Below are 12,985 nucleotides of genomic sequence, written 5' to 3'. Positions count from 1 at the left end.
CAGTCCACGGGGTCGCATGACGCAGGCAAACTTGTGTGCCATATTCACTGGACCATCTGACACCTTTTGCGGATGTGCACACCGCGCCATGCCTTCAGGGCCTCGGATGGCTTAAGACCAGCTGTACAGCACGGAGAGTTAGTCTTCCGATCGTACTGGTACGAAGCCGATCAACAGATTTTCTGGGAGCCGGTGCCCTGTGAAAGTCGGGGGCCGTCGCCAGATTCCTCTACCGCGTTCACTGTGATCTGAGGGATCCGTATGGATTAGATGTCAGTTGAATTTTAAATCTGTCACTGCGTTGCGTCATCTACTGTCGCGTAACTCTTCTCCGTGCCAGAGTGGACATGTACCCCGCTTCCATAGGAGATCAGCCGTGACCATTCGTGACAATACCAACCGCCGACTCAAAGAAGTCCTTGACATCATGGCCGCCGGATCGTGGCTGGATGAGAAGCCCAACGGGGGAGAGGTACTGGCGGAAGCTGCCAAGCGCATCCCCTTCACGAAGGAAGAATCAGAACTTCTCAGCGGCGGCATTCCCCGCGGACATAAGAACCTGACGAAGTCCACAGCAGATCTGGTCAAGGCCGGTTGGATGACGAAGGGCCGCAGCGGCTGGGAAATCACGGAAAATGGGCTGCGGGCAACCGTTGCCTTTAACTCTGTCGAAAAGCTTGTCGACGCACTGAGCAGCGGCACCTTGATCCCGGCTGGCACCCCGCTGCCGGAACAGCCAGCTGAAAAACCAGCAGCCAAGGCCCCCGCCAAAAAGGCCGCCAGCAAGACTGAAGTCAAGAAGCCCGTCGCCAAGAAGGCGTCAACCAAGACAACCGCCACCGCCGCTGACAAGCAAGCAAAAGAGTCCACCGTCATACAGGCAGACCAGCCCGCATCGGTGGCTCTGGCCGGGACGTTTGGCGAAGCTCTCGGAGCGAAAAACTGGGACCCTGCGCACAGCAGCCTCCAGATGTCCCTGCAGAAGAGCGGGACCTGGCTGCTTACCGCCGAGCTGCCCGCCGGAAAGTACAGCTACAAGGCTGTACTGAACGGTTCGTGGGATGAAAACTACGGCGCCTTCGGCGTCCTGGGCGGTGCCAACCACGAGTTCACACACGACGGCGGGCCGGTCACCTTCCATTACGACCACGCCACAAAGGACGTGCTGCGCGGGGCGTAGGCGCCGGCACTTCGACTTGGGTGGAGAGTCGCTTCAAACCCAGACTGGGCAACGCCAGTGGATACTTCTGCCCATGGCCAACTGACAGCCCGCAGATAGGCTTGGCAGATGGTGAATTGTGTAGTCAAACGTGGGTTATCGGCAACGGCGGTGCTCGCTTTGTTGGTTGGTCTTTCCGGGTGCGCATTCGTGGCGCGACCTGCGCCGGAGCGGCTGCCCGCGGCTGAAGCCGCGCCTCGATACGAGCAGCTGACCGCTGGTATCAGTGACGTTCTGAACTCTGTTTATCCCGGCCTTGAGCTGGCTGCACATGAAGGGGACACCCCCACCGTCCACGACTACACGCCAGGCCGGTGCGTTCTGTATACCGGCCGCGTTGAATCGGACAATGATTTGAGGAGTCTGGCCGACGGATGGAAGCCTGTCATGGAAACGATTGCCAGCACTCTTGAAGATGCCGACTTCCCCGCAATCACCAAGGAAGACAAAATCCCTGGTGGTTGGACAGGCATCAGTGCAGAAGATGGCCACGGCGCCACACTTCGCATTTCATCGAAAGGCACCACGAGTCTTTTCATCACCGCCGAGGTGTCGGATGAAGTCTGCAGCCTGGACGAAGGCTAGCCGTCACCTCCGGGCATGCCGACCCAGGCTGGCGCCTGCGGTGCCAGGGAGTGCTCGGTGTCGTCCTGGGGGAAGACTGATAGCCGCGCCGGTTTCTGCCCTGCAAGCAGCCCCGCTAGCCTTGAAGCATGACAACGGATGCGATCGATTCCCCCTTGGGCACTGCCCCTGCAACACCCTGGCATCCGGAGGGAAAAAACCTCGTCGTCGAAGGGGACAACCTCAGCTTCCTCGGGACACTCCCTGATGAGAGTTTCCGGCTGATCTACATCGACCCGCCTTTCAACACCGGCAAGGTCCAGACGCGCCAAAACATGACGAATGTGCGCAGCGAAACCGGCTCGCGTGTGGGTTTCAAGGGTCGCAGCTACGACACCATCAAGGGCTTGGCCCTGAGCTACAACGACTCGTTCGGCGACTACTGGGAATTCCTGGAACCCCGGCTCGAGGAGGCCTGGCGCCTGCTCGCCGACGACGGCACCCTTTACCTCCACCTCGACTACCGCGAGGTCCACTACGCCAAGGTCCTGCTCGACGCACTCTTCGGCCGCGAAAGCTTCCTCAATGAGATCATCTGGGCCTACGACTACGGCGCCCGCTCCAAAAAGAAGTGGCCCGCCAAGCACGACAACATCCTCGTCTACGTCAAAAACCCCAAAACGTACTACTTCAACAGCGCCGAGGTCGACCGCGAACCGTATATGGCGCCCGGGCTGGTCACGCCCGAAAAAGTGGCGCTCGGCAAACTGCCCACCGACACCTGGTGGCACACGATCGTCTCACCCAATGGCAGGGAGAAGACCGGGTACCCCACCCAAAAACCGCTCGGCATCCTGCGCCGCATCATCCAGGCCAGCACCGAGCGCGGCGACTGGGTGCTCGACTTCTTCGGCGGCAGCGGCACCACAGGCGCCGCCGCACTGGAGCTGGACCGCCGCTTCGTACTGGTCGACCAGAACCCCGAGGCCATCGAGGTCATGCGGACCCGGCTCGACCCCGAGGCAACCACCTTTATTAAGCACGACGGCGTTAAATCAGTTGAGCTGCCGGGTGACCCCGGGGCCGGGTCAGTCCCGTGTGTCAGCCCAGCGGGATCAGCCACTCGACCGTGAGGTAGATGCAGGCGGCGACGGACAGCGCGCCCGTGAGAGTCGCCGCGACCCAAAGGGACCGGCGTCGTGCTTTCACGGCAAGACCCAACAGCAGCGGAAACGCAACCATGGCCAGCGTGGCCAGGAAGCCAACTAGGCCCACGGCCACGCTGCCCGCGGTCACGGTGCCGTCGTACGTCCCTGTCAGGACGATGAATGAGAGCAGCCCCAGCAAAACCACCGGGTAGGCCAGCACCGCCCACCCTGCAAGCGTGATGCCAACGGCCCACCACACCTTGCGGTGGGGCTTGGCTGCAGGCTTGGGCGTTTGGACAACTGAGACCGCCAGTCGCTGGGACGGGATCTCGCGGTGGGGACGGGGCATGGAAATATTCTGGCATGCCGTGCTGAAAGTGGGCTGTGTTAGGTCGTGACGGTCATGAACGGGCCCCGTTGAACATGGTCAGGTACAGGATTCCCGCGGCGAGCACGGACGGAACGCCCGTGACCCATGTCAGGAGCCGGTTTGGGACGCTGGTGCGACAGTGGCCGATGCCTGTGATGATACTGGCCTTGTCGCGGCGCGGGGCAGGCCATCTGCTGGCTCAGAAGTAGGGGTTCAAGTAAATGATTGCGGCCCCGACAAGTGCAGGTATCACGGTGATGATGCCGACGATCCACAAGCTCTTCAGACGGAACGTGGTGGCGCAGCCCAGCAGGATGGGAGAGGAGAGCATGCAGAGAACAGACAGAAGGCTGAAGACAACGAAAGTTTGCGCTCCCGGGCGGCCGCCGCCCAGACCTGGGCCCGTGCCCATGCTGAACAATGAGGAAAAGAAGAGCCAGAGGGCTGGAACGGCGAACAGCGCCCACCCTGCCAGGGCAATAAGGATGATCCAGATGAAGCTTCGACCCTTGCTGACCGGCGCTGGTGGCATGCGGGGCACGGGCTGGTATGGGGGCACCGGCGGCTGCTGATTGGGATATGACATTGAGACCTCAAGAGACTGGCGGAATTTACCGTGGCGGGGTTGCCGTGGACCTGTGGGGCTTAGTCCCTAGCCAAGGTTGGTAACCCAGCGAAACACGAAATACAGGACGACGCAGACGGTGGGTACGCCGGTGATGGTGGCCGACCGCCACATGGCGCGTTCGCGGAACCTGACGGCCTGGCCCAGGAAGTGCGGGAACGCGATCATGGCGAACATCAGGACGGCGCCGATGAGCATGAGGGCGATGTTGCGGGGGTCCCACATTCCGCGGTCAGGCCTCATGACCTCGGCGAAGATTATGACGGACATCAGGATGATCGGCAGCGCCACCACCAGCCACGCAATGAGCGAAACCACTGTCCCAACCAGCTGTGAACGTTCTGGCTGCAGGTGCTCGCCGTGTGCAGCCGGGTGGCTGGAAGTATCAGTCATGCTCTATTTCTACCAGCATCGGCTGGGGATCATGAGTTCGTTGTGCTGGAGCGCGGCCCCGTAGCGCGCACCCAGCAAAGCAGGGGGCCGCGCCTTGCCGCGGCTTCCACGTTGACGCATGATGGGCTCACATGGAAATGGTGTCTATTGAATGGGAGCCGTATGCCCATCGCTTACTGGATTATCGCGGGGCTGCTTGCCTTCGTGTACTTCTACTCCGGAGGTATGAAGCTCGTTCGGACCCAGACGCAGCTGAAATCGGTTATGCGGTGGGTGGGCCAGGCGCCGATGGTGGCTGTCAGAACCATCGGCACACTTGAGATCCTCGGCGCCATCGGCCTGATCCTGCCTCCACTGACTGGCATCCACCCTTGGCTGGCCATTGCCGCAGCCGCCGGGCTCGCGCTACTGCAGATCGGCGCGATCGGCCTTCATCTGTTCCGGGGTGAAGGCCGCCAGATCGGCCTGAACATCGTCTTATTCATTCTTGCCGCCGCCGCAGTGTGGCTGGCGGCGCCCCGAGGCTGACCCCTGGGCTGTTCCGGTGCACAGGCTGACGAACGGATGGCCCAAGCATGCCCTGGACGGTGGCACCCCAGCAGCTTTTTGATCCACAGGAGCACGTCAAGCCGCCGGGTCAGGCCGAAAAACTTCCTGCTCCATCCGGGCAAGGGCCGAGGGTTCTGCGGCAATCTCCACGTTCCCGCGGACCAAGGCAAGTGTCAGCACATTTAGCCCCGGGGGCAAAAGGTTCGCCGGCCTGTGGCCGCTGGTGCCATGGCCGCTGGGCCCCCGCCTGCCGGCAACGGAGACGACATCCAGCCTTACTGGCTTTCCCAATGACACGTCAGTGCCGGACATGATTTCTTGGAAGATGATCTTCCGAGACTGGCATTCGGCGGTGCCGAAGGCCCATGCGTCGTCCAATGATCCCGGTCGCGATCCTGGATAGCGGATGAATGCGATGATGCCACGCGCTTCCAGGGAATTCCTCCGTTTTCGGGCAGTCCTCGCATTGAAGTAGAAGAGGCCCGTCCACCACAACGCATTGAACACGACCATAAAGAGGGCAGGCGGCCAGTCGGTCCCGCTGGCGAGATAGGCGAGGAATCCCGCCGTAGCGCCAAGGACTATGGCAAGCGGGATGGCGGCTGTCCTGTACCGCCACAACCATTCCCTCATTTCGGGGCCGTCCTTTGCCGTTGTCACGGTGGGGCCGTGCAATGCCGTGTTCCTGTCCAGTGTAGTTGTGTTGGTTCCTCCCGGAGAGTGGTCTTGCGACCGGCCGGCTGGGGGTGCGTCGCCTGCCGGCCACGGCGCCAGGTGCCCTGGCGCTGCAAAGGTGCGTGCCGCCGTCGTGCATAATCTTGTTGAAAACTATGGACGGGACGCCCGGCTGGGTGTATTCTGCGTCACCGCCCTATAGTGGTGTGGGTGACATTGCCGGATGTCTCGGGAAAAGTTTTGAAAGAGGGCCGTTGTGCACGATCGTATCCGCCACGCTGGATTGTTGGAGAAACGCATGTCTGCCGAGGCGGCAGCCGCGCTGATCAAGCCGGGCATGACTGTTGCCATGAGCGGCTTCACCGGTGCCGGGTACCCCAAGGCCGTCCCGCAGGCGCTCGCAGCCCAGATGGAAACCGCGCACGCACAGGGCGAATCGTTCAAGATCAAGGTCCTCACAGGCGCGTCCACGGCCCCCGAGCTCGACGGCGTCCTGGCCAAGGTTGGCGGCATGGAGCTGCGCCTGCCGTACATGTCCGACCCGGCGCTGCGCAAGCGGATCAACGACGGCGAACTTGACTACATGGACATCCACCTCAGCCACGTGGCCCAGCACACCTGGTTCGGTTTCTATGGCGGCATCAACATCGCCATCATCGAGGTGGTGGGGATCCGGGAGGACGGCTCGCTGATTCCCTCGTCGTCGGTGGGCAACAACAAGACCTGGCTGGACATGGCCGACGCCGTGATTCTTGAGGTGAACACGCAGCAGTCGGCGGCACTGGAAGGCATGCATGACGTGTACTACGGCACCGCCCTGCCGCCGCACCGCAAGCCTGTCGAGTTGACGGCGCCTGAAGACCGCATTGGCCAGCCGTACCTGAACGTTGACGTTAATAAGGTCATCGCCGTGGTGGAGACCGACGCACCCGACAGGCTCTCCGCCTTTGCCGAGCCGGACGCTGCCTCCAACCAGATCGCCTCACATTTGCTTGATTTCCTGGACGGTGAAATCAAGACGGGGCGCCTGACAGACAAGCTCCTGCCGCTGCAGTCGGGCGTGGGCAACATCGCCAACGCCGTGCTGGCAGGACTCTCCCGCGGCGGCTACCGCGGACTCAAGGCTTACACCGAGGTCATCCAGGACGGCATGCTGGACCTGATCAAGGACGGCACCATCGAGTTCGCCTCCGCCACCTCCTTCTCCCTGTCCGAGGCAGGCATTGAGGAGTTCAACCGCAACGTTGACTTCTACCGCAGCCGCATCCTGCTGCGCACCCAGGAAATCTCCAACCACCCCGAACTGATCCGCCGCCTGGGCTGCATCGCGCTGAACGGCATGATCGAAGCCGACATCTACGGCAATGTGAACTCCACGCACGTGGTGGGCTCGCACGTCATGAACGGCATCGGCGGCTCCGGCGACTTCGCCCGCAACGGCTTCCTCAGCGCCTTCATGTCCCCGTCCACCGCCAAGGACGGGCGGATCTCCGCGATTGTGCCGATGGCCAGCCACGTCGACCACACCGAGCACGACACCATGCTCATCATCACCGAACAGGGCCTGGCCGACCTGCGCGGCCTAGCACCGAAGCAGCGCGCCCGCCTCATCACCGAGAAGTGTGCACACCCGGACTACAAGCCGATGCTCGAGGACTACTTCGAGCGTGCATTGCGTGACTCCTACGGCAAGCACACCCCGCACCTGATGGGCGAGGCCCTCTCCTGGCACCAGCGCTACATTGAAACCGGCGACATGCGGCCGTAGCTTTTGCGGTGACCGAACCCGTGGGCCCTCGACCCGTGAGCTGTGGCGACTTGGATACGTTCTTAACCGCCACATCTCACGGGTCGATTCATTGTTCGCCGGCGGGCGGATGGAGACCGGGTGCGTGCCCGGGGCACCCGGTCCGGCAGGCGCCGTCGGCCGTGTCCGGAAAAGCCGTGGCGCAACTCGACATCGCTGCCTCCCGTGGGCACAATGAAAGTTCAGCTAACTGGAGGGGCGGTCATGGCGTATCCGATGTCGCGGGCATTGCCGGGTTCGGAAACGGTGCCGCTGCCGACGTCGCCCGTGGTGTGGGCGGGCTACGTGATGAAAACCCTGCGCTCCTGCATTTTGGTGGCATCCCTCTGGGCGCTGGCTGTTGCGATGCTCGGATTTTTCTCGCCGTTTGAAATCAACCGCGTGTTCGACGACGTCGCCCACTTTGTGCCGGCCCTGCTGTTCGTGGTCGGCGTGGTGGGTGCTCTTGGCCTGGGAAAGCAGATCGGCAAGGACTTCAAGCACGTGCTGGGGTATGGGGTGGTCATACGCACCTCAGACCACCATGGACACACGGTGGTGTCGCGCCGCGGCAGGCGGTTGGCCCTCGCCTCGGTGCTGACGGGTTTGCTTGCCGGCCTCATTGGGGCTGCCGTCATCCGTGCCGTCACCGAACACTGGCTGGGCTTTCTGCTGCTGGCAGGGATGGCGGTGTTGCTGCTGCTTCCCGCGGTCAAGGTCTTCAGGCTGGCCAAGATCATGTGGCGGCAGGCCAAGGTCGAGCAGCGGACGCATGGGGACATTGTGGCCGGCGGGAACCATTCGGTGGGCGTTGTGGTGGCGGTGACGAACGAGAGATTCATTGTCGACAACAGGGCAATGTTTCACATCGAGCTGGAATACCGCACGGGAGATCGGCTGGAAAACAGCCGGATCCGGTTCTTTGACTATCCTGTCTGGGCGCCGGCCATTGGCAATGAATTTGATGTGTGGACCGACCCGGAGCGGCCCTTTGTCGAGGAACGGATCTTGCTCGAGCGCCGGTACCTCGGCCAGACGTTTGTGAACATCGCTGACGAACCTGTCCCGGGCGAGCACGTCAGTGACGAGGATGCCGCAACCCGGCCGGAGCCGGGCCCGGACGGCACGGTGGCTGGCAGTGCGGCGTTGGGCATGCGCTACGTTCCGCAGTGGATGGCGGATGAAACGCATCCCGACGGCCCCACAACGCCCCGGGCCGCACGGCGGACACGCTTTCTGATCGGCATTCCGCCAAACCTGATTGCCGTGCTCGCGCTGGCCGGCACGTTACTGGTTCCTTCCATGGTTGACGACGTCCCGTGGTGGACGCTTGCCGCCCTGTGGCTCTACACGGTCCTGACCATCATCAACGCCGCCGTGTACTGGCAGTTCATGCTTCGCCGGCGCTGGTTCATTCGTTCTGGAGTGTCGTTCGGGGCCACGGAGGCGGCCGTGTTTGCCGGATTCTTTGCCGTCGCGTTCGCCATGCTCACCACACACTCCCTGGTGTTCGGCCCGTTGAACCGCGAAATCCCGTGGACACCTGCGCATGTGCTGACCTGGGCCGCCGTGATTGGCGCCCTGCTGGTGTTTGAATGGGCCTTCACCAGCAATGCGTGGGCGCTCAAACACCTCAACGCCGAATTCCCCGTACCGCCGGAAGCCATTCAGGAGGCTCTGACAAGCCACGACCCGGACGGCATCGACAAGCTTGAACGCGACTACGGGTACCGCGCCGGCGTGTTTCTCTGCGATTAGTGTCCCGCGTCTTTAACTCTTCGACTGAGTGATTGAGTCCGGGCGTGGCATGCACTGGACGACCCCTTGGACGAGCTGATTCTGACCGATGATGAACGCGATCAGCTTTCCCTCATGGATTCGCAGACGCATGCCGTCCCCAGGCCTTCCTCTGGTCAAAAAAACGCCGAGGAGATCCCTGCTTCACCTTGGCGACTGAGGATTAGTGACACAAATTAGTGCCGTGTAGCCTTCAGAAATATATTTGGGAAGTTGTGGATAACCGTGTTGCTTCCCAGACATAAAGGCTATAATAGTGGTATGGGCAGTTCAGAGAATTTCCCGGTCGGCCGGGATGGTTCATCCACCACAGTGAGTGTGGCGGACCTGATTGCCGGGCTTGCTCTTCCTACTATTGAACCTCTTGCCTCTGACATTGCTGCGCTGGCCGGGTTGCCTGATTTGCCGCTTCCCGAGCCCCGCCGTGGTAGCCGCCGCGATCGCACTGCTGGTGGCCCCTCTGCCGGCACTGCCGAGGTTCCTGACACTGCCGGGTCCGCCAGCACCGGCCACCAGACTGACAGCTCTTCCGGCCCTTCTGACTCTCCTGCCACTGCTTGCCCTGGTGACTCCGCTGGTTCTGCTGGTGGTGTGGGGTCGCGTTTGGAGGGTGTGCGGGCGTTGATGGATGGTTGCACGGACGCGATCGCGGCGTTGCACAAGCATCAGAATCAGTGCGCAGCCCTGGCGGCGGTGTTGATTGCCCGCCTTGAGTCCACGGCCGTGCTCGAGGGTGGGATTCTTGGTGTTGATGCGTGGCAGGGGGACCTGGCGCAGATGTCGATGCGGGCCGATCTGGCGGGGATCCTCTCGGTGTCCGAGAGTGTCGCGGGGGAATTGATCCTGCACGCGGGCACGCTCGTGAAGTATTTACCGGCCACGATGGCGTGCTTGAGCAGTGGCGGGTTGGGTTGGGACTACGCGGTGATCATCGCTGAGGAAACCAGCTTGCTGCGAGAGACCGGATCACCACAGGAAACGATTGATGGGTTTGAGCAGTTCTTGCTGGGCAAGGCCGTCGATTGCACTGTGCCGAGCTTCAGGGAGAAGGCCCGGCGCCGGCGTGAACGGTTTTACCCGGAAACGATCACCCCGCGGACCCGGCGCGAATATGGCCAGCGGCGCCTGGGGATAAGGCATTCCCGGGACGGGATGTCATGGCTGAGCCTGTACGCACCGGCACCGACCATTGAAGGTATCTGGGATCAATGCACCCAAACCGCCCAAGCAGCCCAGGGCCCCCACGAAGACCGCACCCTGACCCAGCTCCGCGCCGACATCGCCGCATCCCTGCTACTGCACCAGACCATGGCCGAAAACCAGATCCACGCCCCCGCCCAACCCAACACAGACACCACTGCCGCTTCCGGTACTGCCACCACCGGGGCTGACGGCACCGCCGCTGGTGGCGCTGCGGGCACTGCGGGCACTGTCGTGGTGGTGGCTGGTGATGGCCAGGGGCCGTGGTTCGCACCCACAGACCCGGCAGCCGGCGGGATGCCCCCGGACCCTGGCCCGGACCCGGATCTTGGTGCTGTGGAGATCCCTGCCGCGCTGATACCTGTCTTTGACGACCCAGACTATTCCAATCCCGGCTTCAAGGACCCCGATATCCGTAACGGTCCCGACTGGGACCCGACAGCGATACCGCCAACCCTCACCCCAGCCCCCACCAACACAAACAACACCAGCACCAGTAGCGGTAGCGGTAGCAGTGCGGGCCTGGGCTCCAGTACCGGTGGTGAGGGGACAACTGCGAGCAACACCAACACCAGTACGGTCACCGGAGCCACCGGCACCGGTGCCGCCACCAGCAGCAGCAGTACCGGCAACAGTCCGGTGGGGCCGGTGTGGCCGCCGATGCCGCAGGTCACCCCGGTGGTGTTGATTCCTGTGTTGTCGTTGCTGGGGGCGACGAATGAGCCTGCGTGGTTGGAGGGGTCGGGGCCGATCAGCATGGAAGTCGCCCGGCACTTGGCGGCAGGGGCTCCGTCGTTGTTGCGGGTGTTGGTTGATCCGATCAGCAATGAGCCCCTTGATGTGGCCCCGGAGCGTTATCGGATTGCTAAAGCGATGCGTACGATGCTGCAGATCAGGGATGAGTACTGCCAGTTTCCGGGGTGTTTGGTGAAGGCCACGAACTGCGAGGTCGACCACATCAAGAAGTTCGAACACGGTGGCCGGTCCATTTACGACAACCTTCAGACGTTGTGTCATCGCCACCACGTCCTGAAGCATTTCAAGGACGACAGGACCCGTACCGGGGAGTGCCGGACTGATCAAAGCCCGGAACGAGAAGCGGTGCGCCTGCGTGGCTGGACACCGGTCATGGTCAACGGGGGTGTCGGGTGGACCTCACCAACCGGGCGGTACTACCCGCCGAAGATTGGTGACACGCAACCACCGGTCTACCCGGAATGGTTAATGCAACACATCAACAAGAACCTCAGGGCGCAAGCCCTCCACGACACCCCCGAGCCCCAAACCACCGCCAACCCCGACAGCCTCGGCGACCCCGACAAGGCCGCCGACCCCCAGGATCCTCTGGACTTCCTGGACTTTGAGTTCCTGGACGAGGCCGACATCCCAGGCTCCGACCAGGACTACAACCCCTACGACCAAGCCCTCCCGGAACCGCCACCGGGAATCTTCGCCAACGACGAAGAACAAGCCGCCCTCGACGAAGAAACCATCAACGACTACCTCACCAGCAACCCAGACACAGGGTACTGAGCGGCACAATCATCACCAGGCCAGTTGAAGACCCAGCCGACGGTTGCTCCCCGCCTTTGGTCGGCGCCGATCAACCTGCGGCGCCGACCAGGGGCTCCGATCGTCCGACCGGGGCGCCCAAGGATTCTTCCGGACGAACCGCCGCAGCGTCGGTTTGATGTTCGGCCACGGCTTCGGCCAGTTCCTGCGCCATCATGTCCATGTTGATGGCTACCGCGGCGTTCGCCCCGGTCTGCGCCGCGGCCAGCACGGTGGCTTTCATGTCCGTGACATTGCCGGCCGCCCACACACCGGGAACTGCTGTCAGCCCCGTCTCGTCGGACTCCAAGATCTCCCCAAATGGGTTTGGCGCCGGCACCAGACCCAGTTCGCTCAGGAAGGCTGCCCGTGCCATGACCCGTGACTGGACGGTGAGCGCCTGGACCGGATGGCTGGTGCCGTCCGCCAGTTCGACGCTGCTCACCGCATGATCCACAGCGTGAACCCTGACGATTTTCCCCTCAACTGTGGTGATGCCTCGGGCGGCCAGCTGTTCAAGTTCAACGGCGGTGGGCTGGGGTGCGTCGTTGAGGAACAGTGTGATGTTGGCGGACCACTGGCGGAACAGCAGCGCCTGGTGGACAGCCATGGCCCCGCTGCCGATGACACCAATGGCCTGATCCTGAATCTCCCAACCATGGCAGTACGGGCAGTGGGCCACGTCCTTGCCCCAGCGTTCGCTGAGTCCTTCGATGTCGGGCAGCTCATCCACCAGCCCTGTGGTGACGAGGATCCGCGAGGCTTCAAGGACGTCACCGCTCTCGAGTGAAACGCGGAAGCCGCTGTCCAGGCGCTGCGCCCCCACAACTGTTCCCTCAACGACGCGCACGTCATATGGTGCCAGATCAGTCCGGCCCTGGCGGACCAGCTCAAGGGGAGCGACGCCGTCGCGCGTGAGAAAACCGTGCACGGCGTGCGCCGGTGCGTTGCGAGGCTGTCCAGCGTCGATGACGGTCACGGACCGGCGCGAACGGCCCAGGAGGAGTGCCGCACTGAGTCCAGCTGCCCCGCCGCCGATGATGATTACGTCTTGCATGATGTCCGCCTTCTAATGGGTTGCTGTGTCCTTCAAGCGTGCGCCCAGGCA

The 12,985-nt window shown here is 62.6% G+C and carries 12 protein-coding genes; 7 read left to right on the top strand and 5 right to left on the bottom strand.

The features are described from left to right. Window positions 1-376: 376 nt before the first annotated feature. The 3 genes from AC1L6K_RS18185 to AC1L6K_RS18175 all read left to right on the top strand — a co-directional run bounded on the left by AC1L6K_RS18185 (window position 377) and on the right by AC1L6K_RS18175 (window position 2,916). Window positions 377-1,180 carry a pullulanase X25 domain-containing protein gene (locus tag AC1L6K_RS18185; protein ID WP_480950234.1) on the top strand — a complete coding sequence of 268 codons (804 nt, stop codon included), beginning with the start codon at window positions 377-379 and terminating at the stop codon, window positions 1,178-1,180. Between the two features lie 108 nt (window positions 1,181-1,288). Next, the gene (locus AC1L6K_RS18180) at window positions 1,289-1,804 is read left to right on the top strand and encodes a hypothetical protein (RefSeq protein ID WP_480950233.1); all 516 of its coding nucleotides are present in this window, start codon (window positions 1,289-1,291) and stop codon (window positions 1,802-1,804) included. 128 nt (window positions 1,805-1,932) lie between these two features. After that, complete coding sequence (locus tag AC1L6K_RS18175; RefSeq protein WP_480950232.1) at window positions 1,933-2,916, top strand: DNA-methyltransferase; 984 nt, start codon at window positions 1,933-1,935, stop codon at window positions 2,914-2,916. On the opposite strand, the gene AC1L6K_RS18170 is transcribed toward AC1L6K_RS18175, so the two are convergent. From AC1L6K_RS18170 to AC1L6K_RS18160, 3 genes are all read right to left on the bottom strand, one after another. Next, complete coding sequence (locus AC1L6K_RS18170) at window positions 2,885-3,280, bottom strand: hypothetical protein (protein ID WP_480950231.1); 396 nt, start codon at window positions 3,278-3,280, stop codon at window positions 2,885-2,887. The genes AC1L6K_RS18175 and AC1L6K_RS18170 overlap by 32 nt on opposite strands. Before the next feature lie 220 nt (window positions 3,281-3,500). Beyond that, window positions 3,501-3,887: a hypothetical protein gene (locus tag AC1L6K_RS18165; RefSeq protein ID WP_480950230.1), complete on the bottom strand. Its 387-nt coding sequence runs from the start codon at window positions 3,885-3,887 to the stop codon at window positions 3,501-3,503. 66 nt (window positions 3,888-3,953) lie between these two features. After that, complete coding sequence (locus tag AC1L6K_RS18160) at window positions 3,954-4,319, bottom strand: hypothetical protein (protein ID WP_480950229.1); 366 nt, start codon at window positions 4,317-4,319, stop codon at window positions 3,954-3,956. Window positions 4,320-4,481: 162 nt separating this feature from the next. Here AC1L6K_RS18160 and AC1L6K_RS18155 point away from each other — a divergent pair, with 162 nt between their 5' ends. Then, a complete protein-coding gene (locus AC1L6K_RS18155) occupies window positions 4,482-4,847 on the top strand; it encodes a DoxX family protein (protein ID WP_480950228.1) in 366 nt (121 codons plus the stop codon). Between the two features lie 96 nt (window positions 4,848-4,943). On the opposite strand, the gene AC1L6K_RS18150 is transcribed toward AC1L6K_RS18155, so the two are convergent. Beyond that, the gene (locus AC1L6K_RS18150) at window positions 4,944-5,501 is read right to left on the bottom strand and encodes a hypothetical protein (RefSeq protein ID WP_480950227.1); all 558 of its coding nucleotides are present in this window, start codon (window positions 5,499-5,501) and stop codon (window positions 4,944-4,946) included. A gap of 298 nt (window positions 5,502-5,799) precedes the next feature. Here AC1L6K_RS18150 and AC1L6K_RS18145 point away from each other — a divergent pair, with 298 nt between their 5' ends. The 3 genes from AC1L6K_RS18145 to AC1L6K_RS18135 all read left to right on the top strand — a co-directional run bounded on the left by AC1L6K_RS18145 (window position 5,800) and on the right by AC1L6K_RS18135 (window position 11,859). Continuing rightward, complete coding sequence (locus tag AC1L6K_RS18145; protein ID WP_480950226.1) at window positions 5,800-7,311, top strand: acetyl-CoA hydrolase/transferase family protein; 1,512 nt, start codon at window positions 5,800-5,802, stop codon at window positions 7,309-7,311. Between the two features lie 243 nt (window positions 7,312-7,554). Continuing rightward, window positions 7,555-9,087, top strand: a complete 1,533-nt coding sequence (locus AC1L6K_RS18140) for a hypothetical protein (RefSeq protein ID WP_480950225.1) — start codon at window positions 7,555-7,557, stop codon at window positions 9,085-9,087. A 663-nt stretch (window positions 9,088-9,750) separates the two neighbouring features. Then, window positions 9,751-11,859: an HNH endonuclease signature motif containing protein gene (locus AC1L6K_RS18135; RefSeq protein WP_480950224.1), complete on the top strand. Its 2,109-nt coding sequence runs from the start codon at window positions 9,751-9,753 to the stop codon at window positions 11,857-11,859. Window positions 11,860-11,929: 70 nt separating this feature from the next. Here the strand turns inward: AC1L6K_RS18135 and AC1L6K_RS18130 are convergent, their stop codons facing one another. Beyond that, window positions 11,930-12,934 carry an NAD(P)/FAD-dependent oxidoreductase gene (locus AC1L6K_RS18130; RefSeq protein ID WP_480950223.1) on the bottom strand — a complete coding sequence of 335 codons (1,005 nt, stop codon included), beginning with the start codon at window positions 12,932-12,934 and terminating at the stop codon, window positions 11,930-11,932. Between the last annotated feature and the right edge of the window lie 51 nt (window positions 12,935-12,985).

This window comes from Specibacter sp. BI4 (assembly GCF_056680095.1).
This window is presented reverse-complemented; position numbering and strand designations above follow the sequence as displayed.